This is a genomic window from Rhizobium sp. 16-488-2b (assembly GCF_017741815.1).
In the GTDB taxonomy this organism is placed as follows: Bacteria; Pseudomonadota; Alphaproteobacteria; order Rhizobiales; family Rhizobiaceae; genus Rhizobium.
The window spans coordinates 1-24071 of sequence record NZ_JAGHMF010000016.1 but is presented as its reverse complement, the minus strand read 5'-3'; the positions used below and the strand labels follow the sequence as shown (position 1 = coordinate 24071).

23 protein-coding genes and 1 pseudogene are annotated in these 24071 nt (G+C 61.4%); 13 read left to right on the top strand and 11 right to left on the bottom strand.

From position 1 onward, the window contains the following. Positions 1–76: 76 nt before the first annotated feature. Entirely contained in the window at positions 77–550 is a 474-nt protein-coding gene (locus J5286_RS15850) for a MarR family winged helix-turn-helix transcriptional regulator (protein WP_209191233.1), read from the bottom strand. A gap of 315 nt (positions 551–865) precedes the next feature. Here J5286_RS15850 and J5286_RS15845 point away from each other — a divergent pair, with 315 nt between their 5' ends. Then, complete coding sequence (locus J5286_RS15845) at positions 866–1699, top strand: alpha/beta fold hydrolase (RefSeq protein ID WP_111563013.1); 834 nt, start codon at positions 866–868, stop codon at positions 1697–1699. A gap of 102 nt (positions 1700–1801) precedes the next feature. On the opposite strand, the gene J5286_RS15840 is transcribed toward J5286_RS15845, so the two are convergent. Then, positions 1802–2905, bottom strand: coding sequence for a branched-chain amino acid ABC transporter substrate-binding protein (locus tag J5286_RS15840; RefSeq protein WP_018897309.1), 1104 nt, complete (start codon positions 2903–2905; stop codon positions 1802–1804). 102 nt (positions 2906–3007) lie between these two features. Between J5286_RS15840 and J5286_RS15835 the strand changes: the two genes are divergently transcribed. Further along, positions 3008–3280 (top strand): hypothetical protein, encoded by a 273-nt coding sequence (locus J5286_RS15835; protein ID WP_209191232.1) that lies wholly within the window; start codon positions 3008–3010, stop codon positions 3278–3280. 53 nt (positions 3281–3333) lie between these two features. Here the strand turns inward: J5286_RS15835 and J5286_RS15830 are convergent, their stop codons facing one another. From J5286_RS15830 to J5286_RS15810, 5 genes are all read right to left on the bottom strand, one after another. Then, positions 3334–3651 (bottom strand): ArsR/SmtB family transcription factor, encoded by a 318-nt coding sequence (locus J5286_RS15830; protein WP_018897310.1) that lies wholly within the window; start codon positions 3649–3651, stop codon positions 3334–3336. 93 nt (positions 3652–3744) lie between these two features. After that, a complete protein-coding gene (locus tag J5286_RS15825; RefSeq protein ID WP_209191231.1) occupies positions 3745–4500 on the bottom strand; it encodes a HugZ family pyridoxamine 5'-phosphate oxidase in 756 nt (251 codons plus the stop codon). Between the two features lie 31 nt (positions 4501–4531). Continuing rightward, entirely contained in the window at positions 4532–5584 is a 1053-nt protein-coding gene (choV, locus tag J5286_RS15820; RefSeq protein WP_113237273.1) for a choline ABC transporter ATP-binding protein, read from the bottom strand. Continuing rightward, positions 5581–6426 carry a choline ABC transporter permease subunit gene (choW, locus tag J5286_RS15815; RefSeq protein WP_209191230.1) on the bottom strand — a complete coding sequence of 282 codons (846 nt, stop codon included), beginning with the start codon at positions 6424–6426 and terminating at the stop codon, positions 5581–5583. Before choW ends, choV begins: the two co-directional genes overlap by 4 nt. Positions 6427–6506: 80 nt before the next feature. After that, entirely contained in the window at positions 6507–7463 is a 957-nt protein-coding gene (locus J5286_RS15810) for a choline ABC transporter substrate-binding protein (RefSeq protein WP_018897314.1), read from the bottom strand. Between the two features lie 234 nt (positions 7464–7697). Here J5286_RS15810 and J5286_RS15805 point away from each other — a divergent pair, with 234 nt between their 5' ends. From J5286_RS15805 to J5286_RS15795, 3 genes are all read left to right on the top strand, one after another. Beyond that, positions 7698–8303, top strand: a complete 606-nt coding sequence (locus J5286_RS15805) for a thymidine kinase (protein ID WP_112942960.1) — start codon at positions 7698–7700, stop codon at positions 8301–8303. Between the two features lie 63 nt (positions 8304–8366). Then, positions 8367–9440, top strand: a complete 1074-nt coding sequence (locus tag J5286_RS15800) for a hypothetical protein (protein ID WP_209191229.1) — start codon at positions 8367–8369, stop codon at positions 9438–9440. A 124-nt stretch (positions 9441–9564) separates the two neighbouring features. Beyond that, entirely contained in the window at positions 9565–10695 is a 1131-nt protein-coding gene (locus tag J5286_RS15795) for a DUF2333 family protein (protein ID WP_209191228.1), read from the top strand. Positions 10696–10743: 48 nt separating this feature from the next. On the opposite strand, the gene J5286_RS15790 is transcribed toward J5286_RS15795, so the two are convergent. Together J5286_RS15790 and J5286_RS15785 are read right to left on the bottom strand one after the other, a co-directional pair. Continuing rightward, positions 10744–11463: a helix-turn-helix transcriptional regulator gene (locus J5286_RS15790; RefSeq protein WP_209191227.1), complete on the bottom strand. Its 720-nt coding sequence runs from the start codon at positions 11461–11463 to the stop codon at positions 10744–10746. A 275-nt stretch (positions 11464–11738) separates the two neighbouring features. Next, on the bottom strand, positions 11739–12257 hold the full coding sequence (locus J5286_RS15785) for a TIGR00645 family protein (RefSeq protein WP_209191226.1): 519 nt from the start codon (positions 12255–12257) through the stop codon (positions 11739–11741). 152 nt (positions 12258–12409) lie between these two features. Here J5286_RS15785 and J5286_RS15780 point away from each other — a divergent pair, with 152 nt between their 5' ends. From J5286_RS15780 to J5286_RS15765, 4 genes are all read left to right on the top strand, one after another. Next, positions 12410–14089, top strand: a complete 1680-nt coding sequence (locus tag J5286_RS15780) for a formate--tetrahydrofolate ligase (protein ID WP_209191225.1) — start codon at positions 12410–12412, stop codon at positions 14087–14089. A 166-nt stretch (positions 14090–14255) separates the two neighbouring features. Next, positions 14256–15155, top strand: a complete 900-nt coding sequence (locus J5286_RS15775; RefSeq protein WP_113237280.1) for a polysaccharide deacetylase family protein — start codon at positions 14256–14258, stop codon at positions 15153–15155. Between the two features lie 10 nt (positions 15156–15165). After that, positions 15166–15468 (top strand): hypothetical protein, encoded by a 303-nt coding sequence (locus tag J5286_RS15770; RefSeq protein WP_209191224.1) that lies wholly within the window; start codon positions 15166–15168, stop codon positions 15466–15468. After that, on the top strand, positions 15465–16502 hold the full coding sequence (locus tag J5286_RS15765; RefSeq protein WP_209191223.1) for a CobW family GTP-binding protein: 1038 nt from the start codon (positions 15465–15467) through the stop codon (positions 16500–16502). The genes J5286_RS15770 and J5286_RS15765 overlap by 4 nt, the downstream gene beginning before the upstream one ends. Before the next feature lie 50 nt (positions 16503–16552). Here the strand turns inward: J5286_RS15765 and J5286_RS15760 are convergent, their stop codons facing one another. Next, the gene (locus tag J5286_RS15760; protein WP_209191222.1) at positions 16553–17530 is read right to left on the bottom strand and encodes an extensin-like domain-containing protein; all 978 of its coding nucleotides are present in this window, start codon (positions 17528–17530) and stop codon (positions 16553–16555) included. A 250-nt stretch (positions 17531–17780) separates the two neighbouring features. On the opposite strand from J5286_RS15760, the gene J5286_RS15755 reads away from it, so the two are divergent. Then, positions 17781–20078, top strand: a complete 2298-nt coding sequence (locus tag J5286_RS15755) for a TonB-dependent hemoglobin/transferrin/lactoferrin family receptor (protein ID WP_209191221.1) — start codon at positions 17781–17783, stop codon at positions 20076–20078. 248 nt (positions 20079–20326) lie between these two features. Then, positions 20327–22516 carry an anthranilate synthase gene (locus tag J5286_RS15750; RefSeq protein WP_209191220.1) on the top strand — a complete coding sequence of 730 codons (2190 nt, stop codon included), beginning with the start codon at positions 20327–20329 and terminating at the stop codon, positions 22514–22516. A gap of 240 nt (positions 22517–22756) precedes the next feature. Here the strand turns inward: J5286_RS15750 and J5286_RS15745 are convergent, their stop codons facing one another. After that, positions 22757–23437 carry a GNAT family N-acetyltransferase gene (locus J5286_RS15745; RefSeq protein WP_209191219.1) on the bottom strand — a complete coding sequence of 227 codons (681 nt, stop codon included), beginning with the start codon at positions 23435–23437 and terminating at the stop codon, positions 22757–22759. A 202-nt stretch (positions 23438–23639) separates the two neighbouring features. Between J5286_RS15745 and J5286_RS15740 the strand changes: the two genes are divergently transcribed. Continuing rightward, on the top strand, positions 23640–23876 hold the full coding sequence (locus tag J5286_RS15740) for a hypothetical protein (protein ID WP_183899375.1): 237 nt from the start codon (positions 23640–23642) through the stop codon (positions 23874–23876). An 8-nt stretch (positions 23877–23884) separates the two neighbouring features. Then, a pseudogene (locus J5286_RS15735) lies at positions 23885–24071 on the top strand (hypothetical protein); the annotation flags it as partial.

The following is a 24071-nucleotide window of genomic DNA, read 5'->3' as shown; positions in this document are numbered from 1 at the left end:
GAAGGCGCGGATCGGTCTTGTCCTCGTCCATGCCGTCGCAGGGCTCATCCCGTTGCGGGGTCGGTCAGGGTTGCGTCTATTCGGTCTTGCCGAGGGCGCCGATCAGCGTGTGGATCTGCTGGTTCAAGGCTTCGATCTCGGTCAAGGTCATGCCGGACCGGCTGAGCAGCGTGTCGCCGAGACATTTGCTGCGGGCCAGCATTTCGCGGCCGGCTGATGTCAGGAAGACGTTCACCTGGCGCTCGTCGAGTGTCGAGCGGCGACGTTCGAGGAGGCCTGCCTGCTCCAGGCGCTTGACCGGCGGGGTGATGGTGCTCGATTCCAGCGAAAGCCGGTCGGCGATGGCGCCGATCGTGGCGCCATCCTGCTCGCCCAGCACATTCAACACCAGATATTGCGGATAGGTGATGCCCATCTCGTCCAGCATCGGCTTGTAGGTGCGGTTGATGGCGAGGCTTGCCGCATAGAGCGAAAAGCACAGCTGGTCGTCCAGCGGCGGCGTGGTGGCGCCGGGCGCGGGCTTATGGGAGGCGTGTATCTGGTCGGTCATGCCGAGGCTCCATCTGTCTGTAAGGTTACCACTACCATAAAAATGATATCGCGATAATCTTTTTCGTAGACAGGAAAATCTGAAGTGCTATGAATATGTTTATCGCGATATCGATTATCGCGAAAACAAATGGAGATGAACATGACTGACGACATCCAAAATGCCTCAAGACGGCATGTTATGGTCGCAGGGCTCGGCCTCGTCGCGACGGCCGCTGCCGCCTCCTTCACCAATTCGGCTGAAGCCGCGAGCCACAAGCATTCCGCAGCCGCCAACCAGAAGACCGCTCACTCGACAGGTAAGGACAAGAACGCCATGACCAGCAGCTACATCACCACCAAGGACGGCACGCAGATCTTCTACAAGGATTGGGGCACCGGTCAGCCGATCGTGTTCCATCACGGCTGGCCGCTCAGCGCCGACGACTGGGATGCGCAGATGCTCTACTTCCTCGGCAAGGGCTACCGGGTGATCGCGCATGATCGCCGCGGCCACGGCCGCTCCAGCCAGCCGGGCCACGGCAACGACATGGACACCTACGCGGCCGATGTCGCCGAACTCGCTGAACATCTCGATCTAAAGAATGCCATCCATGTGGGCCACTCGACGGGTGGCGGCGAAGTCACGCGTTATGTCGGCAATTATGAAAGCCGGGGCCGGATTGCCAAGGCGGTGCTGATCGGCGCGATCCCGCCTGTCATGCTGAAGTCCGACAAGAACCCGGGCGGCCTGCCGCTTGAAGTGTTCGATGGCTTCCGCACGTCAATTGCCGCCAACCGCGCGCAATTCTATCGCGACATCCCCGAAGGCCCGTTCTACGGCTTCAACCGGCCGGGCGCCAAGGTCTCGCAGGGCGTGATCGACAATTGGTGGAGGCAGGGGATGATGGGCAGCGCCAAGGATCAGTATGATTGTGTCGAGGTGTTTTCCGAGACCGATTTCACCGAAGACCTCAAGAAGATCAAGGTTCCGGTTCTGGTCATGCATGGCACGGACGATCAGATCGTGCCGATCGCCGACTCGGCCCTGCTTGCCGCCAAGCTTTTGAAGAACGGCACGCTGAAGACCTATGACGGCCTGCCGCACGGCATGGCAACCACGCATGCCGACATCATCAACGCCGATCTCCTGAAGTTCTTCCAGGCCTGAGCGAGGACGGCTGCGGCGAAAGCCATTTCGAAAGATCCGTAAACGAAAACCGGGCGCCCGCGAGGGCGCCCGGTCTGTATTTGATCGCAGAGGCGAGCCGAATTACTCGGCGGAGACGATCTTGCCGTCTTCCCACTTGTAGAGGGAGAAGCTCTGCGAGGTCAGGTCACCGGTTTCGCCGTAGGTGAGCTTGCCGATGGCGGTTGCGATCGGCTCGCCGGCCTTCAGCGCCGTTGCGACGGCTTCGGAATCTTCAGCACTTTTCGCCTTTTCGATGCCGGCCTTGATGACTTCGACGGCGGCGTAGGCGTTCAGCGTGAAGGCTTCGGCAGGGATGCCCTTGGCCTTCAGCGCGTCGGCGGCGGCCTTGGAGTCGGGGCTCTTGGTGGCGTCGACGGCGTTGGTGAAGATGGTGCCGGCGGCAGCATCCGTGCCGATGTTCCAGAACTCGGTGTTCGACAGGCCGTCGCCGCCGATGATGACAGCATTGACCTGCAGGTCATGCAGCTGGCGGGCCAGCAGGCCGCCTTCCGGGTGGTAGCCGCCGAAATAGACGACGTCGACCTTCTCGGCCTTGAGACGCGTGGTCAGCGCGCTGAAATCCTTGTCGCCGGGCGAGAGCGCGTCGTCGAGAACTTCCTTGATGCCGCCGGCGTTGATCGTCGCCTTGAAGTTGTCGGCGAGACCCTTACCGTAAGCGCCCTTGTCGTTGATGATGGCGATGCGCTTGTCCTTGAAGTTCTTCAGGACGTAGTTGGCGGCGACTTCGGCCTGCTGGTCGTCGCGGCCGCAGGTGCGCAGAACGTTGGCGAGGCCACGCTTCGTCAGGTCAGGAGCGGTCGCGGTCGGGGTGACCATCAGCACGCCGTTTTCAGCGAAGACGTCGGATGCCGGAATGGCGACGCCCGAGGTGACCGGGCCGACGACGAAGCGGATGCCGTCGCCGACGAGCTGGTTGGCGGCCGAAACGCCCTGCTTGGGCTCGCCGGCGTCGTCAGCGGTCTTCAGCACGACCTTCTCGCCGAGGATGCCGCCGGCCTTGTTGATTTCGTCAACGGCGGTCTGGGCGCCGTTCTTCACCTGGTCGCCGTAAGCGGCAACCGGGCCGGTCAGCGGTGCAATCAGGCCGATGGTGATGTCGGCATGCGCCAGCGGCGCGAAAGAGATGGAGGCAACCAGCGCCGCCGTCAGGGTCTTCAGGGTCATTTTGTCTCTCCTTGGATGGGTCTTCGACCCGCGACTGTCCTGCCGCTGCGATCAATCCAGGCCGTACAAACATCCATTTCCGGATGCGCCAAAGACGACGGATTGCGCGCGGCAAACGCGCCAATCGGCCATGTTTGGCTCGAAGGACGCATGGCAAGTTTATTAGGAATTTCGGGCTGGATGCGCAAGAAGATAAAGAAACGCGGCCGGTTTTTGCCAGGATCGGCAAAAATCGCGCCGGTTTCGGCGAAGTTGGATCAAGTTTTTGCGATTTTTGGGATGAGCGATGCGTCGTTTGCTTGGTGCTGCCTGAGCGCACAAAAAAAGGATCGGCAGACCAAAGGTCGCCGATCCATCAATATCAAATGGTGCTAAAAACAGTCAGCCGCTCCACTGAGAAGCGACCAGAAACAACGTGATGTGGGAAATCAGGCCGCGGACTTGGCGCGGACGGGTTCGGCGTAGATCTGCGTCAGGGTTTCGAGAATGCGAATGACCTGATCGGAAGTGCTGGAATAGTAGATCGTCTGTGCGTCGCGGCGGGTCTTGACCAGCTTCTGGGCGCGCAGCTTGGAGAGGTGCTGCGACAGCGCCGACTGGCTGAGGCCGACTTCGGTGGCCAGCGCGCCAACGGGGATCTCACCCTTGACGAGATTACAGAGGATCAGAAGTCGCTTGGGATTTGCCATTGCGGACAACAGTGCGGCGGCAACATTCGCGTGAGCGGTCAAATCAATTGTGTCCATAATCATCTTCCCATGGAAACGGAATTCAAAAAAACGTCTGCCTGAAATTGCCGACGCTGAAAACTAGCAAGAGGGGTTCAAGATTGTATATAGCTAAATTTCAGGTATTGAGTATTTCATGTTAGATATATGTGAATAAAGTTCAACGCGGCTGCTGACAGGTGTGTCAAACTCGTGTCGCACCAGCAAATCGCCCGAAATCACATCAAAACCGGCGCAATCGACTCCACAAATAGCCCATTTGGTGCCCGTACGGGCTTTATGCGCGATCGCTGTTTTCCTTGCCAAATCCGGCTCCAGGGCTAGCAAATCTTGCACTACCTCGGCAGCGCTTTCCGCGAGCTCCTCGTTGGCCGCGGAGCGGATGATCAGCTCTTCTCCGCCCAAAATGTAGGCGCGGCCGAAGCCGCCATTGAGGCTGGCGCTCTCGGGAATCAGCCGGAAAAACCTGAAATCCGGGAAATCGACGTAGAGTTTTGCCTTTGAATGGCGAGCCAGAAAACGATCACGAATGCGTGTGTGGGCCGTGCTTTCGCGCTCGACGGCTGCCGCGCGGCACTGAGTCGTCAGGCGTGCATGGGCCAGCGGGTCGCCCTTGCCGGGCTCGCCGGTCAAGAGCGAGGTACGTGGATCGGCATCGAGCGCACGCGTGTGCGTCGAGAGGCCGGAGACGAGGATGACGGGAACGCCATCGAAATCGGTGCCGAGAAGCACGCGGCTGGCGAAGGGGAAGCCGGTCTTTGGGTCGAGGACCGCAATGGCGGCATAGCGGGCGGAACGGAGAAGAGTGCGCGCCAGCTTGCGCGCCTCTTCGTCCGTTTCCCTGATGACAGAAGCCTGATCTTTCATGTCCACTTTTTGGCGGAAGCGGACAGTGGGATCAAGCCTGTTCTTTCTTCCTGTGCTGCGTCAGGCCGGCGACGACGTCCTGGGCGGAGATCGTGCCGATGATGGCGCCGTTTTCGACCACGCCGATGCTGCCCGGCTGGCGGGAAAGCGCGTCGAGAATGTCGATCAGCGGGGTCTCGGCCTTGGCCGTGCCGCTGACGCTGGCACCTGCTGCGGCATCGCCGAGGCCCGAATGCATGACGTCGCGGGCGGTCAGCATGCTGATCGGGTTCATGTGCTGGACGAAATCGGCGACATACTGGTCGGCCGGGTTCTTGACGATATCCTGCGGCGTGCCGCACTGGATGATGCGTCCGCCCTCCATGATGGCGATGCGGTTGCCGATGCGGAAGGCCTCGTCGAGATCGTGGCTGACGAAGAGGATGGTCTTCTTCAGGCGGCGCTGGAACTCGAGCAGTTCATCCTGCAGGCGGGTGCGAATCAGAGGATCGAGCGCGGAGAACGGCTCGTCCATCAAGAGGATCGGCGCGCCGGTCGCAAAGGCGCGGGCAAGGCCGACGCGCTGCTGCATGCCGCCGGAGAGCTCGTTGACCTTGCGATCGGCCCACTTGGTCAGGTTGACCAGCTCGAGTTGTTCGGCGACGCGCTTCTTGCGCTCGCCCTCGGCCATGCCGGCGAGTTCGAGGCCGAATCCGACATTGTCGGCGACCGTGCGCCACGGGAGCAGCGCGAACTGCTGGAACACCATCGAGACGGTGTGCATGCGCAGATCGCGCAGGCCCTTGGCCGAGGTCTTGTAGGGATTGACCGGGCCTGATGCGCTGTTGACGGTGACCTCGCCGCGCACGACGGGAGCAAGCCCGTTGACGGCGCGCAGAAGGGTCGATTTGCCGGAGCCGGACAGACCCATGAGCACGAGGATCTCGCCCTCCTGGATTTCCAGCGAGGCATCGGCGACACCGAGCACAAGGCCGGTTTCGGCGCCGATTTCGTCGCGGGTCTTGCCCTTGTCGGCAAGGGTGAGGGCGGCCTCCGGCTTGTCGCCGAAGACGATGCTGACATTGTCGAAGCGAACCGCGGTCATGCGCCGTCTCCTTCACCCGCCACGCGGAACATTCGGTCGAGGATGATCGCCAGGATGACGATGCAGAGACCTGCCTCGAAGCCCTTGGCGACGTTGACGGTATTGAGCGCGCGCACGACGGGAACGCCGAGGCCGTCGGCGCCGACGAGTGCCGCGATGACGACCATCGACAGCGAGAGCATGATCGTCTGCGTCAGGCCGGCCATGATCTGCGGCGTGGCATAGGGAAGCTCGACCTTGCGCAGCACCTGCATCGGGGTTGCGCCGAAGGATTCGGCGGCTTCCACCAGCGAGGGGGGCGTCGAGATGATGCCGAGGCGCGTGAGGCGGATGGGGGCGGGGATGGCGAAGATCACGGTGGCGATCAGGCCGGGCACCATGCCGAGGCCGAAAAGGATAAGCGCTGGGATAAGATAGACGAATGTCGGAATGGTCTGCATCAAGTCGAGGATCGGCCGCAGCAGCGAATTCACCCAGGGGCGGCGGGCAGCCGCGATGCCAAGGGGAATGCCGACGATCATGCTGACGAAGGTGGAGGCAAGCACTAGCGCCAGCGTAGCCGTCGTTTCCTTCCAGTAGCCCTGGTTCATGATGAACAGCAGCCCAAGACAGGTGAAGACGGCGACGACGAGCGAGCGCCTCAGCCAGTAGGCGATGGCGGTGATGGCCAGCACGACGATCAGCGGGTGCGGCTTCTGCAGGACGAACAGGATCCCGTCGATGACGTGGGACAGCACGAAGGCAAGCTGGTTGAAGAACCAGTCGGCATTGGAGGTGAGCCAATCCACGAAGGCTTTCGCCCAGGGACCAATGGGAATTTTAAAGTCGGTGATCCAGTTCAAGGGCGTGCCTATCCAGAAAGAACAACAACAGGGGCGAGGATAGCGAAAACGGGGTGGTCAGAGCCACCCCGTACTCGATATCAGAGGCCGAGGCTTTTCTTGACGGCGGCAACGCCGTCGCCGCTGCCGTCAAGCGTCTTGACGCCTGCGAGCCACGGCTCGATCGCCGTCGGATTGGCCTTCAGCCATTCCGTCGCGGCCTTTTCCGGCTCGTCGCCGTCGTTCAGGATCTTGCCCATGATCTGGTTCTCCATCGGGAGAGAGAAGACCATGTTCTTGAGCATGGTGCCGACGTTCGGGCATTCGGTCAGATAGTTGGCGCGAACGTTGGTGAACACCTTGGCGCCGCCGAAGTCAGGACCGAAAACGTCGTCGCCACCCGTGAGATAGGTAAGCTTAAAGTTTTCGTTCATCGGATGCGGTGCCCAGCCGAGGAAGACGACCGGCTTGCCGGCCTTCTCGGCGCGGGCAACCTGCGCCAGCATGCCCTGCTCGGAGGATTCGACGACCTCCATGCCCTTCATGCCGAAGGTGTCCTTCTCGATCATGTTCATGACCAGACGGTTGCCGTCATTGCCCGGCTCGATGCCGTAGATCTTGCCTTCGAGATCTTCCTTGTGGGCGGCGATGTCCTTGAAGTCCTTGATGCCGAGCTCGGCGCCCTTGGCGTTGGTCGCCAATGTGTATTTCGCGCCGGTCAGGTTCGGGCCGAAGGATTCGACCGACTTGTCGTCGATGAAGGGACGAACGTCCTTTTCCTGCGTCGGCATCCAGTTGCCGAGGAAGATGTCGATGTCCTTGTTCTTCAGCGACTGGTAGGTGACCGGTACGGAAAGAACCTTCACGTCGGGGGTGTATCCGAGACCCTTGAGGATCACGGATGCGGTTGCTGTTGTCGCGGTGATATCGGTCCAGCCCACATCCGACAGATGGACGGTGGAGCAGCTGGCGGGATCAGCGGAATATGCGGCGGTTGCGACAGAGAGTGCAGCAACGGCTGTGGCAGTGATCAGTTTGAATGCGCTTGTCGTTTTCATTTATAGACTCCCAGTCTTACGTTCCCAAGCCAATCACCAATAGCCGAGTTTTACAAGCGACCTCAGTGCGTTTGCGCCGCATTGCGGTATCCGATTGCGACGTGCCGTATTTAATGGATCGCTTGAATTTTGTCAGTTTTGAAGGGGTTTTCAGGCAATTTTCTGTGATTAACGACGGCCGGGGGTTTTCTTGATCGTATCGAGCTTTCAAGAAGCGGAGAGACGGAGAATGCAATGGCGAAGCTCTACTTCAACTACTCGACGATGAATGCCGGCAAATCGACGATGCTGCTGCAGGCCGCGTATAATTACGAGGAGCGCGGCATGCGCGTTCTCCTGCTGATCGCGGCGTTCGACGAGCGGGCGGGCAGGGGCATCATCGGCTCGCGGATCGGGCTGCAGGCCAATGCTGTCGCCTTCGAGCAGGATGCCGATCTCCTGGCGCTGATCGCCGAGCAGGGGGCTGCGGGCGAGCCCATCGCCTGCGTCTTCGTCGACGAGGCGCATTTCATGACCCGCGAGCATATCTGGCAGCTGGCGCGCGTCGTCGACCGGCTGAATATCCCCGTCATGGTCTACGGGCTGCGCACGGATTTCCAGGGCAAGCTGTTTCCCGCCTCGCAGGAGCTGATGGCGATTTCCGACGAGATGCGCGAAGTCCGCACCATCTGCCATTGCGGCCGTAAGGCGACGATGGTCGTGCGCCTCGACGGCAATGGCGCGGTGGCGCGGGAAGGGGCGCAGATCGAGGTCGGCGGCAACGAAAAATACGTGTCTCTCTGCCGCCGCCACTGGGACGACGCCATGAACGGCGAATGGGTCGCCGAGGCGGTCGAATAGGCTTCTTCCATTTGAGAATGAACGGCTTTAGTTTGACGGCATTCGATTCCCCGGGGATATCAGGTGCGCAAGCCTGTTTCGTTTGACACCACATTTGATGCAGCCAGTGCGATTGCCGACGAACTGCCGGTGAAGGTCAAGACCTGCGCCGATTTCGTCGGCGAGTTCGCGCGCCATCCTGCCGAGATCGACGACGAGCGCTTTCTGGTCGAAAACGAGCGCTTCCAGGGCTTTGCGACAGACGCCAGGAACCTCGCGGAGCTGCTTGCCGAATTGGTGGCGACGCTGGATGCGATGACCGTCAGGGTGTCGTCGGATCTCGACAGTTTTCGCGGGCTGACGGCGACCGAGCGGTTCATCGGACATTTCTCGCGCCAGCGCATGTGGCGGCGTCACAGCAGCCGTGTCAGGGCGGCTCCCGTGGTCGAGCGGCTGCGCGACCTCATGGTGAAGTCCGACAGCGTCGCGGGACTGATCACGCGCCACCGCGCGGTCGTCCTCACCGCCCACAAGGAGGCCGAGCGCCGGCTGGTCGATATCGTCGAGCGCCGTCGCAGATTGGTCGACGAGATCGACATCGCCCGCATCCGCATCAAGGAACTCAATGCCAAGGCGCTGACGACGCAGGGGCGCATCGGCGTCTATGGCAGCAAGGCCGAGTGGGATCGGATGGAAGAGGAGCGCAAGGCGCTGAAGGCGCAGGCCGATGAGGTCTCCACCCGCGAGCACGAGCTGCGCGACGAGAGCCAGCGGCGCGAGCGCTTCATCGGGATATTCCAGCTTCTGGTGGATGGGCTGAACACCGAGATCGGCCAGTGCAACACGCTGATGCGCAAGCTGATGATCGATACGGAAGAGCGCTTGCTGATCTATCAGGCGCAGGTCGATACCGACATCCCGGGCTCCAAGGTGCAGATTTCTTCGGAACTGTTTCCCAGCATTGCCGATGCCATCGTTCTCTTCGAGCGCGACATGTTGCTGCCGCAGGAGATCGAGCATCGCAAGCGCACCGCCGACGCGCAGTTCGGCAAGAAGTTTCCGGCCTATGCGCATCAGAACGAGGATGTGCCGGGTGCGCCTTTGATCGACACGATGAAGATCTCCTCGCGGCTGCGCTTCCGGATGCCGCGCCTCTAAGCCAATGCGCCTCCAGGATAGGCCGAAGAAACAATAATATCAGCACGATGTTGCCGTTTCGGATGCGGATGCATATTTGAGAGCGGGTGAAACACGCGCTTTTGGATGCAGAGGGGAATGGGCGATGCTTGACGGAATCTCCGGTTTTTTCAGATCGATCGGCCGGGCGATTGGTCGTTGGGCGCGACTTTTCGTGGCCTGGGCCTTCTGGCCGTTCATGGCCGCGCGGGGCTGGTATGGTCGCCGCAGCTGGCTGGTCCGGCTTCCCGTCATCGGCGTGCTAGCGCTGCTCGTCTTGATGTACGGCTATTTCTTCGTTCAGACGCAGATGTGGACCGGCTTCAACCCGTCCTTCGTCGATCAGTACAAGCTTGCCGAACGCAAGGTTCAGGTTGGCCAGGAAGTTCCGCCCGCCGAGGGTGCGACCACGCCTGCGGCCAAGACCTGCCAGCGCTCGGCGATCGTAGACGTCACGGCCGATCTCACTGACTTCAACGTCAACCAGAACTCATGGATTTCTTCCATGCTGCTCTATCGTCTCGGCTTCTTCGGGATCGATTGGGACCACACGCCGTTTCTTGACAACAAGGCCTCGTTCCAGCGCGGCGTGAACCAGGCCTTGCGCCGCACCTCGGCGGAGCTCGTCGATACGCTGGGCCGCGTGCGCGGCACCTCCGGCATCAACAACGACCTGCAGAGCGCGCGTGGCAACCTGCAGTTCGATGAGTACAGCTGGTATTTCGGGCTCAATCCGTTCGGCCCGAAGACGCCGACGCCAAGCTATTATCGCTCGGCGATCGACAGCCTACGCAAGTTCAATACGGATCTCTCCAACTGCAACGCAGTCTTCGATACGCGCGCCGACAACCTCATCCAGTTCATCGACCGTATCGCCAACGATCTCGGCGGCACCGCCGACATGCTGGCGGAGCGCTCGGCCAACCATGCGAGCGGCTGGTTCGACACGCGCGCCGACGATCGCTTCTGGTTCGCCTATGGCCAGCTCTACGGCTACTACGCCATTCTGGCGGCTGCCCAATCGGACTTTTCGCGGGTGATTGCCGAGCGCAATCTTGGCGCGCTCTATGGTGCCACGAACGCACAATTCCAGGCGGCGCTGCGCATCCAGCCGGCGATCATTTCCAACGGTCGCGAGGACGGCTGGATCATGCCGAGCCATCTGGCGACCATGGGCTTTTATATTCTGAGAGTGCGCTCGAACCTGGTGGAGATGCGCGCGGTGCTTGGCCGCTAAGGGCGAGGCCGGTGGCGCTGCTCTGGCGGCGCTATATACGGCGTGGCGTCAGGTGATCAGCTTGTAGCGGATCGCCTTGGCGACCAGCTGGGTGCGGTTGACGCAATCGAGCTTCCTGATGGCGCTGGTCATGTAGGCGTTGACCGTGTGGTCCGATAGCGACAGGATCTGGCCGATCTCGATCGAGGTCTTTCCCTGCGATGTCCAGCGCACAACTTCACGCTCGCGCGCCGAAAGGGGCGGGTGCTCATTGGTCTGGGCTGATTTCACCAGATTGAAGGCGTCGATCGCGTGCAGGATAATCATGGTAAGCTCGTTGACTTCTGCTTGCCCGAGCGCTGCACGCGTGCCGGAGAACCAGAAAAGCAGCCGTTGGCCATCGGCGGTGTAGCTTGGGAAAGAGATGCCGACGCGCATGTCGAAGTCGATCTTCAGCTCGCGAAATTCTACGGGAAGAACAGTAGTCTTGTCGGAGATGCTCCAATGTCGCGGCAAGGCAGAGCTGGCTACACCCGTCGAAAACATGGGCAGTTGCATGAAGCGAGCGCGGTCGAATCTATTGATGTAGGCGGCTGGAAGATTACTTTCGATCAGCAGCGACTTAAGCAGGAAGCTCTCTGGTGTCGGGGCGTCCATCAAGGTCGCGTATTTGAAGCCGAAGGCTTCGGCTATGCGTACCAGAGCTTGGGTGAAAGCCGGCCGTGTCTTCACGGCCGCGATTTCAGCCGTCAATACTGACTGCCTCTCAGAGGTAGTTACGTAAGACATTAACAAATTCCTGCCGCCTACAACTTCCGCCATAAAATCGACTATCTGATATATTTGCTAGTCAGAAATTGTGCGGCGCACAGTGATTAGATTAATGTGTTATAATTTAAACACGAAAAATCCCCGTCTGGTTGTTTTTAGATACATGTGAATCAACCCGGTATCGTTTTTGGTGCGCTGCACGCACGAATTGTGCGCAACCGCAAATCAAAAGAGTAGGATTTTCCTTGCGCCATATGTCGCAGGCGGCAAAGCCGCCCGCGAATCACTATGCTCTAAATCTTCGAGCTATCCTTGGCCTTTTTCATAAGCTGTTCGAGGAAACCGAGCATGACGGCGGAGACCACGAATGCGAGATGCATGGCCGTAAGCCACATGATCTTGCTGTCGGTGAACTGGTTCGAATTCAGGAAGACCTGCAGCAGGTGGATCGACGAGATGGCGACGATCGAGGAGGCGACCTTGATCTTCAAGCTGCCGGAATCCAGCTTGCCGATGAAGGAGACATCGGATTCGGCTTCGCCTTCATCGAAGCGGCTTACGAAGTTTTCGTAACCCGAGATCATCACCATGACGATCAGGCTGGCGACCAGCGCCGCGTCGATGAGGCCGAGCATGGCCAGGATCATCTCGCCTTCGTCATATGTGAAGACGTTGATCGCCACCTTGGAGAACTTGTAGGCGAAGGAGATCGCGTAGACGGCCAGCGACATCGCCAGGCCGAGATAGAAGGCGACAAGGATCCAGCGGCTGGACAGAATGATGCGCTCGACGATGAGCTCGAGTGATTTCATGGTTTACCCCCGTAAATGCTGAATCAATGCGTTGGTGATAGAAGGTCCGGGCTGGTGTGTGCAACCGGCGCAGCGTTCAAACTTTCGGTATATTTCACCATTCCGTTGGCATAAACGTGACGTCTACGAGACGAAATAGATCTGAGGGCGGCATGGCTGAGTATAAAACCGACATCGAGATCGCGCGTGCCGCGGTGAAGAAGCCGATCTACGAGATCGGCGACAGGCTCGGGATTCCGGCGGCTCAGCTCTCGCCCTATGGCCACGACAAGGCGAAGATCAGCGCCGAATTCACGACCGCGCAGGCGGGCAAGCCCGATGGCAAGCTCATCCTCGTCACCGCCATCAACCCGACGCCGGCGGGCGAGGGCAAGACGACCACGACGGTGGGGCTTGGCGACGGGCTGAACCGGATCGGCAAGAATGCCGTCATCTGCGTGCGCGAGCCGTCGCTCGGCCCCTGCTTCGGGGTCAAGGGCGGGGCGGCCGGCGGCGGCTATGCGCAGGTCGTGCCGATGGAGGATATCAACCTCCACTTCACCGGCGATTTCCACGCGATTACGGCGGCGCATAACCTTTTGTCGGCGATGATCGACAATCACATCTACTGGGGCAACGCGCTCGATATCGATGTGCGCCGCATTACCTGGCGGCGCGTGATGGACATGAACGACAGGGCGCTGCGCGAGATCGTCGCGTCGCTCGGCGGGGTTTCGAACGGGTTTCCGCGCGAGAGCGGCTTCGACATCACGGTCGCCTCTGAGGTGATGGCGATCCTGTGCCTGGCCTCTGATCTTACGGATCTCGAAGAGCGCCTCGGCAACATCATTATCGGCTACCGCTTCGACAAGACGCCGGTTTTCGCGCGCGACCTGAAGGCCGATGGCGCCATGGCCGTGCTTCTCAAGGATGCGATGCAGCCGAACCTGGTGCAGACGCTGGAGAACAATCCGGCGCTGGTGCATGGCGGCCCGTTCGCCAATATCGCCCACGGCTGCAATTCCGTCATCGCCACCAAGACGGCGCTTAAGCTTGCCGACTACGTGGTGACCGAGGCGGGCTTTGGCGCCGATCTCGGCGCGGAGAAATTCTTCGACATCAAGTGCCGCAAGGCCGGGCTGAAGCCGGATGCGGCGGTGATTGTCGCGACCGTGCGGGCGCTGAAGATGAATGGCGGCGTTGGCAAGGGTGATCTCGGGCGCGAGGATGTCGCTGCCGTGACGCGCGGCTGCTCCAATCTCGGCCGTCACGTGGCCAATGTGCGCAAGTTCGGCGTTCCCGTCGTGGTCGCGATCAACCACTTCGTTTCCGACACGGATGCCGAAGTGCAGGCGGTGAAGGCGTATGTCGCGCACCTCGGCGCAGAAGCCATCGTCTGCCGCCACTGGGCGGAAGGCTCGGCTGGCATCGAGGAGCTGGCCTGGAAGGTTGTCGAGATGGCGGAATCCGGCGCTGCCAACTTCGCGCCGATCTATCCCGACTCCATGCCGCTCATCGAAAAGATCGAGGAAGTCGCCGCTCAGATATACCACGCCAGCGAGGTGAGCGTGCCGAAGACGGTGCGCGACCAGCTGAAGGTCTGGGAAGAGCAGGGCTATGGCGATCTGCCCGTCTGCATCGCCAAGACCCAATATTCCTTCTCGACCGATCCCAACCTGCGCGGCGCGCCGGAGGGGCATGTTGTTTCGGTGCGCGAGGTGCGACTATCCGCCGGCGCCGGCTTCGTCGTCGTCATCACCGGCGAGATCATGACCATGCCCGGCCTGCCGAAATCGCCGGCCGCCGAGTGCATTCATCTGAATGAAGACGGCGCGGTCGAGGGGTTGTTCTAGCGCCTGCTGCATCGCGACAAAACCGTTTGCGATGCACGCGATTCTCGGTCTAGGTTGATGCCCAAGGATTCCAACTGCTTGGCTTGCGCGGCAGATCAGAGCCGCGATGCCACGTCTTCAGTTGGCGTCTCTGCTGCGCACATTGACCTGACAGAAGGAAGAGAGAATGGCGAAGGAAATACTGGTTTCTTACGGGATCGACGTTGACGCCGTGGCTGGCTGGCTCGGCTCCTACGGCGGGGAAGACAGCCCTTGCGATATCTCTCGCGGCGTGTTCGCCGGCAAGGTGGGCAGCGTGCGCCTGCTGCGGATGTTCGAGAAGTGGGGCATCAAGACCACCTGGTTCATTCCCGGCCATTCGATCGAGACCTTCTGGGACGAGATGAAGCAGGTGGCCGATGCCGGCCACGAGATCGGCATGCACGGCTACAGCCACGAGAATCCGATCGCCATGACGCCGGAGCAGGAAGAGGCGATCTTCGACAAGTGCGTCGACCTGATCACCAAGCTTTCCGGCAAGCCGCCGCGCGGCTACGTCGCGCCATGGTGGGAGTTCGGCTCCAAGACCAACGAGCTTCTGAAGAAGAAGGGCGTGCTCTACGACCACTCGCTGATGCACAACGACCACCATCCCTACTACGTGACCGTCGGCGACGAGTGGACGAAGATCGACTATTCCAAGCATCCCTCGCACTGGATGAAGCCCTATGTGCAGGGTCCAGAGACCGATCTGATCGAGATCCCGGCCTCCTGGTATCTCGACGACCTGCCGCCGATGATGTTCATCAAGGCGTCGCCGAACAGCCACGGCTTCGTCAACCCGCGCGACATTGAGCAGATGTGGATCGACCAGTTCGAGTGGATCTACGAGAATTACGACTACGCGGTCTATCCGCTGACGATCCATCCTGATGTTTCCGGCAAGCCGCATGTGTTGAAGATGCATGAGCGCATCTTCGAGCATATCCGCAAGTTCGATGGCGTGAAGTTCGTGACCATGGAAGAGATCGCGGCCGATTTCGCCAAGCGCTATCCGCGTAGCGGCACGGCGCGGCCGCAGCCCTAAGGAGCACGTCATGTGCGGTCTTTGCGGCGCGCTGGGCGCCGGCGATCACTGGAGTAACGGCGCGGGAAGTGCCACGCTTCTGGCGCCCGCCGCCGAGCGCTACCGGCAGGCGGAGGCGGCCAACCGGGCGCTCGGGCTTTACGGCCTGAGGCTGAAGGTCTGGAACGATCGCTACACGCTGCACGGCCGCACCGGTCGCAGCGTTGTTGTCGGCCATATGGGCGAGCTCTGGCCGCTCGCCGAAACGCTTGCAGGCCGCGCGATCGATCCGCTCGATGCCTCGGTGATGCTCAAGATGGAGAGCGGCCGGTGAGTTCTTCGCCCGCCGGCCCGATTACCGTCAACGTTCTCACCGGCTTTCTCGGCGCGGGCAAGACGACGCTGCTCAACCGGCTGTTGCGCGAGCCCGATCTTTCCGATGTCGCCGTCATCATCAACGAGTTCGGCAGTGTCGGGATCGACCATCTTCTGGTGGAGACGATCGACGACGAGACGGTGCTTCTGCAGAGCGGCTGCATCTGCTGCACGATCCGTGGCGATCTCAAGCAGGCGATCCTGTCGCTGTTCGAAAAGCGGCAAGAGGGGCGTATCGCGCCGTTCAAAAGGCTGGTGATCGAGACCACGGGGCTGGCCGATCCGGCGCCGATCGTGGCGACGCTGACGGCCGACCTGATGCTGAAATACCATTTCTCGATGGGCAACATCATTGCCGTGGTGGACGCGCCGAACGGGCGCCACAACCTTGCGACCTATAACGAGAGCGCCCGGCAGGTGGCTGTCGCCGACCGGATCGTCGTGACCAAAAGCGATATCGCCGAGACCGGCGCGATGGACGACCTGCTGGCGTTGCTAACCGAGATGAACCCGGCGGCGCGGACCGAGATCGGCTCACTTGACCAGATGCCGAGTGCGCTTCTCATCACCGAGGATATTCACGATCTCGGCGCGCGGTCGGGCGAGGTGCGCCGCTGGATCGCCGCCGAGCGCTATCACGACCACGCGCATCCGCCGACCGGTGATGTCAACTCGCATGGCTCGGTGCGCTCGGTTTCGATCACCGCCGACAGGCCGCTCTCATGGCCGCGGTTCTCGACGTGGCTGTCGATGCTGGTCAACCGGCACGGTAACCGGCTGCTGCGCGTAAAGGGCATTCTCGACATCGAGGGTTATCCGACGCCCGTCGTCATTCATGGCGTGCAGCATATCATCCACAAGCCGATCCATCTCGATGCGTGGCCGGAAGGGGTGAGCGGCAGCGTGCTGGTGTTGATCACTGATGGCGATCTCGGCGATCTCAAGCGTTCGTTCTCGGCGTTCGTCGAGGCGGAGCGCGTGTTGACGGATTGAGTGAGCGGCTTCGCATCCTGATTCCTGATCCGGCGCCAGGCCTTTGAAAATCAATGGCAATAGCGATATCCGCCCTTCCTCTGCAGGACGTCGAGATGGAAGTGGGTCTCGTGGGCGGCGTCGCTTTCGGGATCGAGGACCGTCGTGAAATAGAGGCAGCCGGCGGCGCTGACGGTGCGCTGGAAGGCGCCGATCAGGGTCGAATCCTCGCGCCTCGGCTTGACCGCGATATCCTCGCCCTTTTCGAAGCTGAAGCTTGCGATATCGACCGCATTGCCGCGCGCGTGTTCGGAGATCTTGCCGGTCTCGGCGCTGTTGCGCAGGCGGCAGATATAGGAGGAGGCCTGGTTGACGGTGGTGATGCGGCCCTGATCGGCGGCGGCAATGGCAGCGGCCGGGATGACCGTTCCCTTCATCCAGCGGGCAAGCGCCAGCGCCACCGGGCAGCGGAAGACGCCATCCGGCTTGAGCTTGATGCCGGGCAGGGCTTCGGTCACCTTGATCGGCTTGTCGATGCCGCAGCCGTTGCCGTCGTCGATACGGCCAAGATCGGTGAAGACGACGCCGAGTGATTGCAGCTCCTTGACGCATTCGGAGTGGTCGGCATCGCTTTCCGGCTCGATCGTCAGATGCTGGGCCTCGAGCGTCTGCTTATCGGGAGGGTTCTTGTCGGGGAGGTTGGGGCCTTGCACCTCGCGCTTGGGCGCGGCTGCGTCCTTCGCTGACGTGTCGGAGGAGGGGGTGGGTTGGTCGCCTTCGGTGGTCTTCTCGCCGGGTTTTGTGTCCGGCTTTGGAACATCGGAGCTGGGCGCATCGGGTTCCGTCACGTCTGGCTTGGAGCCCGGTTTGGGCTGCGGCTTGGGTGCGACATCCACATTCGCGGGGTCGTCGGCCTGCTGTTCGACGTGTTTGTCGCCGGGTTTTACTTCCGGTTTGGGGCCGGTCTCGGGCAGGCCGGCGCCGGTCAACATGATGAGGCAGAGGAGTGCTGTCGCGATCTGGCCTGTCTTCTTCACGCATCCATCCATCGTTTTATTCCCAGCGAAATAACAACGTATGAGGGCGGATTTCGTTGCAATTTCGCAACGTTGATCGGCATCGTTAAAACATGACCATTTAGATCATGATATCTCGGCGACATATATTGACAACTATACTCATGTTTTTTATGCGGCAAGAAGAAGGCGGAATTATTCGCCTCAACACCTAGCCAGCCCCTCCAAGCGCGGATGCGCGACGACCAGCCAGCCCGGTACTTTTTTCATTGAGGGGTTGATTATGGTTATCCGACATTGGCGCTCGGCGCTTTTGGTGAGCGCGGCGTTTGTCTGCGCTGGTCCGGTCTCGCAGGCGCTGGCGCAGAGCGCGCAGACGACGACGCCGGCTGCCACGAGCGACGGCGAAACGACGCTGCAGAAGATTGTTGTGAAGGGCAAGCGGGTGTCCGCGCCGGCGCCGGGCAGCGCCACCGACACGCCGCTGGCGACCGAGACGACGGCCGCTCAGATCGAAAACAAGCAGATCACCAGCATCAGCGATCTTGGCCGCATTGCCGAGCCGGGCGTCAATTTCAACCGCAACACGGGTGGCGTAAACATTCGCGGTCTCGAAGGCAGCCGCGTGCTGACCACCGTGGACGGCATTCCGCTGACCTTCCTTTCGGACGCGACACGCAGCGCGACCGGTGGTGTCGATACCTTCGACTTCTCGTCGCTCTCGGCCGTCGACGTCCTGCGCGGCGCCGATTCGAGCCGCGCCGGCGGTGGAGCGCTCGGCGGTGTCTTGGCCGTACGCACGCTTGAGCCGGAAGACCTGATCGAGGAAGGTCGCGATTGGGGCGGCATCGTCAAGTACACCTATGACAGCTCCGACAAGAGCTCCTCGCCGTCCGCCGCCATCGCCAAGCGTATCGAAAATACCTCGATCATGTTCCAGGGCGGCTACAAGACCGGCAAGCAGACCGACAGCCAGGGAACCGTTGATACATACGGTCCGACCCGCACGGCGCCGAACCCTTCCGACTATGATCAGCACAACCTGCTGTTCAAGCTGCGCCAGCAGCTCGAAGGCGGCCACACGATCGGCCTGACGGCGGAAAGCTATCGCAAAGATCGTGATACCGACGCCAAGACCAACCAGCTGAGGGTTCTGACGTCGCGCGATCAGTATCTGCCCGGGAACTACTTCACCAACGACGCGTCGGCTCGCGACCGCGTCTCGCTGGACTACAAGTTCCAGTCAGAGAGCGACGACAGCCTCGTGGATTCTGCTTGGGCGTCGCTTTACTGGCAGGATCAGACGCGCGGTACAGGATATAACGGCTATCGGTCTACGTCGGTTATCGGCCCGATCGGTCGTTTGAACGAGTATGACGAACGCACGATCGGTCTCGTCGGTGCCCTGGAAAAGAACGTTGATACCGGTTACCTCGATCACAACATCGTCTTCGGCTTCGATCTGGCCCACGCGACGACCGAGCAGTATTCGTCCGGTTACGACAATTGCCCGGCACCGCTGCCGAGCGGCGCTTATCCGACCGGCTTCTCGGCGTGCTCCAACCTGCACACCAATCAGGCCGACACGCCGAAGGTTGAGACCGGCCGTATCGGCCTCTATCTCGACGACAAGATTTCGTTCGGCGACACCGGGTTCTCTGCTACACCGGGTATCCGCTTCGATTGGATCAGCCATGATCCGAAGATGACCGATGCCTTCGATCGTAACGCCAGCAACCCGTCGCTGCCGAACAGCTTCAGCGACACAGCCGTTTCGCCAAAGCTCCGCTTGGAACAGGAAGTCAACGATCAGGTCTTGCTCTATGGTCAGTGGGCCATGGGCTTCCGTGCACCGACCGCTGGCGAATTGTTCGCAAACTTCGGCGGGCCTGGCACTTACCTGCGCCTCGGCAATCCCAATCTGGAGTCTGAAACCAGCAACGGTTTCGAAGTCGGCGCCAAGCTGGGTGACGATGATTTCGGTGGTCGCGTGAACCTGTTCTACAACCGCTACCGCAACTTCATCGACACGACGAGCCTGAACGCCGCGCAGGCTGCCGCCCGTGGCTATACACTGTCGCAATATCCGCAGGGTGGTATCACCACCTATAACAACGTGGCGAACGCGGAGATCTTCGGTACGGAAATCTCCGTTCACAAGCGCTTCTCGAACGGCTTCCGCGCTTTGGCCGGCTTGGCCTATGCGGAAGGCAACAACCTCGATACGAAGACCTTCCTGCAGTCGGTCACGCCACTCAAGGCCGTTGTCAGCGTCGGATACGACACCGAGACTTGGGGTGTTGGCCTCGACTGGACGGGCGTCAAGCATGCGCGCGGCCAGACAATCGGAACCGCGACCTCGACGAGCTACTTCAGCACGCCGGGCTACGGCATCGTCGACCTGACGGCATGGTGGGAGCCCGAGCAGATCAAGGGTCTGAAGATCAACGCCGGCATCTACAATGTCTTCGACAAGACCTACTACGACTACGCCTCGGTCCGCACCGGCGGCTCGCAGCCTCGCGAATACTATTCCGAGCCGGGCCGCACCTTCAAAATCTCGCTGACCCAGCGCTTCTAAACCAATCGAAAGGGCGGCCTCCGGGGCGCCCTTTTTCTTGGCCGCATTCGCCTCTTGCGCTGGCTCTCATCTCACGCTAACAATTCCGCCCATGAACATGTCCTTGAACATCGCAATCTGGTGGTGGGCTCGCTAAGGCGGCCTCGACCAATCGTGTCCAAAGACGACGATGAGCCGCCCGGAAAACACCAGGCGGCTTTTTTGTTTTTAAGGCCGCCTGTCATCCGGGCCGATAACGGAGTGAAGCAATGGTAACGATCATCAGGGATGACGGAGCGGAGATTTACGAGACCAAGGGTGGCATCACGGTCACGCGGCAGCGCCGGGCGATCCCTTATGCCGATGCGGTCTCCTCCTATATCGACAAGCTCGACGAGCGCCGTGGGGCGGTGTTCTCGTCGAACTACGAATATCCGGGCCGCTATACGCGCTGGGATACCGCCGTGGTCGATCCGCCGCTCGGCATCTCCTGCAACGGCCGCGAGGTCTGGATCGACGCCTATAACGAGCGCGGCGAGGTCATCCTCGGCTTCGTCACCGAGCGGCTGAAGACGATCTCAGAGCTCGAGCTCGGCGCTTCGACCAAGCGGCGGCTCGACCTCACCGTGAAGGCGCCGGACCGGGCGTTTACCGAGGAAGAGCGCTCGAAGATCCCGACTGTTTTCACCGTGCTGCGCGCCGTTACCGATCTCTTCTATTCGCAGGCCGATGCCAGCCTCGGGCTCTATGGCGCCTTCGGCTACGATCTCGCCTTCCAGTTCGACGCCATCAACCTGAAGCTGACGCGTCCCTCCGACCAGCGCGACATGGTGCTCTATCTCCCTGATGAAATCCTCGTCGTCGACAATTACTCGGCCAAGGCCTGGATCGACCGCTACGATTTCGAAAAGGGCGGGTTGTCGACCGAGGGCAAGGCCGGCGATATTCCGGTCGAGCCGTTCCAGCGCACCGACACCATTCCGCCGAAGAGCGATCACCGCCCCGGCGAATATTCCGAGCTGGTGACCAAGGCGAAGGAGAGCTTCCGCAAGGGCGACCTGTTCGAGGTCGTGCCCGGGCAGAAGTTCATGGAGCGCTGCGACAGCAAGCCTTCGGATATTTCCAAGCGCCTGAAGGCGATCAATCCATCGCCCTATTCCTTCTTCATCAATCTCGGAAACCAGGAATATCTGGTCGGCGCTTCGCCGGAGATGTTCGTGCGCGTTTCCGGCCGCCGCATCGAGACATGCCCGATCTCGGGAACGATCAAGCGCGGTGACGATCCGATCGCCGATAGCGAGCAGATCCTGAAGCTCTTGAACTCCAAGAAGGACGAGAGCGAGCTCACCATGTGCTCGGATGTCGACCGCAACGACAAGAGCCGCGTCTGCGAGCCGGGTTCGGTCAAGGTCATCGGCCGCCGGCAGATCGAGATGTATTCGCGCCTCATCCACACCGTCGACCATATCGAGGGACGCCTGCGCGACGACATGGACGCGTTCGACGGCTTCCTGTCTCACGCCTGGGCGGTCACCGTCACCGGCGCGCCGAAGCTGTGGGCCATGCGCTTCATCGAGAGCCATGAGAAGAGCCCGCGCGCCTGGTATGGCGGGGCGATCGGCATGGTCGGGTTCAATGGCGACATGAATACGGGGTTGACGCTGCGCACCGTGCGCATCAAGGACGGGATTGCCGAAGTCAGGGCAGGGGCGACCTTGCTCAACGATTCCGACCCGCACGAAGAAGAAGCCGAAACCGAACTGAAGGCGTCCGCCATGCTCTCCGCCATCCGCGATGCCAAGGCCGGCAATACGGCCAAGGCCAGCCGCGACGTCGCCACTGTGGGCAAGGGCGTCAAGATCCTGCTCGTCGACCACGAAGACAGCTTCGTGCATACGCTGGCCAATTATTTCCGCCAGACGGGTGCCGAGGTTTCGACCGTGCGCTCGCCGGTGCCGGAAGAGATTTTCGACCGGCTCGATCCCGATCTCGTCGTACTTTCGCCCGGTCCTGGCAACCCCAAGGATTTCGACTGCAAGGCGACGATCAAGAAGGCGCGGGCCCGCAACCTGCCGATCTTCGGCGTCTGCCTGGGGCTGCAGGCGATCGCCGAGGCTTATGGCGGCGAACTCCGCCATCTTGCATTGCCGATGCACGGCAAGCCGTCGCGCATCCGCGTGCTGGAGCCGGGCCTGGTATTCTCCGGCCTCGGCAAGGAAGTGACCGTCGGCCGCTACCACTCGATCTTCGCCGACCCCTCGACCCTGCCGCGCGATTTCATCATCACCGCGGAGAGCGAGGATGGCACGATCATGGGCATCGAGCACGCCAAGGAACCGATCGCGGCCGTGCAGTTCCATCCGGAATCGATCATGACGCTCGGCGGCGATGCCGGCATGCGGATGATCGAGAACGTGGTGGCGCATCTGTCGCGCAAGCGCGCGACGCGGGCTGCTTGAGGTCGGCCGCTAGTTGTTTGCGAGGTTGGTGGGTGTGATACCCCCCTCTGGCCTGCCGGCCATCTCGCCCACAGGTGGGGAGATCGGCTGGGAGCGGCCGCTCGCTCCATCCTCATTGTCTAGGGATGCCGTCACAACGAGTCGATCTCCCCCCCCTTGTGGGGGAGATGCCCGGCAGGGCAGAGGGGGGTAATGCTGGCGCTAACGCCAGCGGATCACCTAACTCCACCCGCAGAAACCTCACCCCCGCCGCCGCACGATCGTCACATTCATCCGGCTACGCAGCCTGAAACCCAGCTGCTCGTAGAGCGCGATCGCCCCCGTATTGCTGGCATAGGCGTGCAGAAATACCTCTTCACCGCGCGCCGTGATCTCGCCGGCGACGAAGCGGAAGAGGAGGGTGCCGAGGCCGCGTTTCTGGAAATCGGGGTGGGTGCAGAGGCCGCTCAATTCGGAGAGGCCGGGATGGCGCATGCGCTGGCCGGCCATGGCCGCCAGACGGCCGTCGATCCTGACGCCCCAGAAGGTGCCGAGGCGCTGGGCGCCGAGCGTGAAGGGGCCGGGTTTGGTCAGCAGCGCTAGCGCCAGCATCTCCTCGGCATCGTCAGGTGTCAGCGGCACGATACTCATGTCGTCGATGCGTTCGTAGGGACGGTCGCCGATCATCTGGACGAGCGTGCTTTCGATCAGCACATCGTGGCCATCAGGCACGATGATCGGGCCGGCCTCGACCAGCGCCATGATCTCACCGGGCGCGGAAAGGGCGGCCAGCGCTGCCAGACTCGCCGGCGTGTCGTCGCGCGGGGCGGCGAAGGGGACGATGGAGGTGGGGTAGCGCATCGCGAGCGGGCCGCCTTCGGCGAGATCGGCATGCACGGTCAGAAGCGCGTTCCAGGCAGGGCGGTCGAGGCTGTGGGTCACTGGTGGTCTCCTCCCGGTTCGCCGGCTCATCTTATCGGCGGCATATAGCATATTCGGCATGCCGGTGCGCGTGTCGTGGCGGGCGCGATGCTGCCTCTGCCGCAAATGTCGGCGGGGGTGGCGGCGAAGCCGAGGGGCCGGCCACTTGACATCCGCCCCCAAATCAGAACGTTTCAGGAACGATCAATCGGGAATCCTGCGCGTGTCCACTGGTGAGAAGTTTATCGTGATCCCCTACCGCAGCAATCGCGGCAAGCTGGTGCCGGGCGAGATGCGGCAGGCGTCGAACCCGATCAGCGCGGAGAAGATCGCGTCCGCCATGGCGGAACGCTTCGCGGGCGTCGCGGCCTATGCCATCACGGTCGACGAAGAGACCGGCGACATGCTGTCGCCACGGCTCTTGGCGCAGTTCGGCGAGATCGCCGATCTCAATCCGTAAGCGTTGCGATGGAGACCTCGCTCTATCTGCCGGTGAAGGCCTTTCTGGAGGCGGCGGGGTATGTCGTGAAGGGGGAGGTCGCGACCTGCGATGTCGTGGGCTTGAGCGAAAGCGAGCCGCCGGTCGTGGTCGTCTGTGAATTGAAGATGTCGTTCAATCTCGAGCTTATCCTGCAGGCGGTCGACCGGGCGGCGA

What these genes read in the sequence shown, in the direction of transcription:
- J5286_RS15840 (WP_018897309.1), bottom strand. Translation starts at nt 2,905, where the DNA reads ATGACCCTGAAGACCCTGACGGCGGCGCTGGTTGCCTCCATCTCTTTC.
- J5286_RS15825 (WP_209191231.1), bottom strand. Translation starts at nt 4,500, where the DNA reads ATGAAAGATCAGGCTTCTGTCATCAGGGAAACGGACGAAGAGGCGCGC.
- J5286_RS15770 (WP_209191224.1), top strand. Translation starts at nt 15,166, where the DNA reads ATGTGCGGTCTTTGCGGCGCGCTGGGCGCCGGCGATCACTGGAGTAAC.
- J5286_RS15790 (WP_209191227.1), bottom strand. Translation starts at nt 11,463, where the DNA reads ATGTCTTACGTAACTACCTCTGAGAGGCAGTCAGTATTGACGGCTGAA.
- J5286_RS15755 (WP_209191221.1), top strand. Translation starts at nt 17,781, where the DNA reads ATGGTTATCCGACATTGGCGCTCGGCGCTTTTGGTGAGCGCGGCGTTT.
- J5286_RS15830 (WP_018897310.1), bottom strand. Translation starts at nt 3,651, where the DNA reads ATGGACACAATTGATTTGACCGCTCACGCGAATGTTGCCGCCGCACTG.
- J5286_RS15845 (WP_111563013.1), top strand. Translation starts at nt 866, where the DNA reads ATGACCAGCAGCTACATCACCACCAAGGACGGCACGCAGATCTTCTAC.
- J5286_RS15785 (WP_209191226.1), bottom strand. Translation starts at nt 12,257, where the DNA reads ATGAAATCACTCGAGCTCATCGTCGAGCGCATCATTCTGTCCAGCCGC.
- J5286_RS15760 (WP_209191222.1), bottom strand. Translation starts at nt 17,530, where the DNA reads ATGGATGGATGCGTGAAGAAGACAGGCCAGATCGCGACAGCACTCCTC.
- J5286_RS15805 (WP_112942960.1), top strand. Translation starts at nt 7,698, where the DNA reads ATGGCGAAGCTCTACTTCAACTACTCGACGATGAATGCCGGCAAATCG.
- J5286_RS15775 (WP_113237280.1), top strand. Translation starts at nt 14,256, where the DNA reads ATGGCGAAGGAAATACTGGTTTCTTACGGGATCGACGTTGACGCCGTG.
- J5286_RS15780 (WP_209191225.1), top strand. Translation starts at nt 12,410, where the DNA reads ATGGCTGAGTATAAAACCGACATCGAGATCGCGCGTGCCGCGGTGAAG.
- J5286_RS15795 (WP_209191228.1), top strand. Translation starts at nt 9,565, where the DNA reads ATGCTTGACGGAATCTCCGGTTTTTTCAGATCGATCGGCCGGGCGATT.
- J5286_RS15750 (WP_209191220.1), top strand. Translation starts at nt 20,327, where the DNA reads ATGGTAACGATCATCAGGGATGACGGAGCGGAGATTTACGAGACCAAG.
- J5286_RS15850 (WP_209191233.1), bottom strand. Translation starts at nt 550, where the DNA reads ATGACCGACCAGATACACGCCTCCCATAAGCCCGCGCCCGGCGCCACC.
- choV (WP_113237273.1), bottom strand. Translation starts at nt 5,584, where the DNA reads ATGACCGCGGTTCGCTTCGACAATGTCAGCATCGTCTTCGGCGACAAG.
- J5286_RS15810 (WP_018897314.1), bottom strand. Translation starts at nt 7,463, where the DNA reads ATGAAAACGACAAGCGCATTCAAACTGATCACTGCCACAGCCGTTGCT.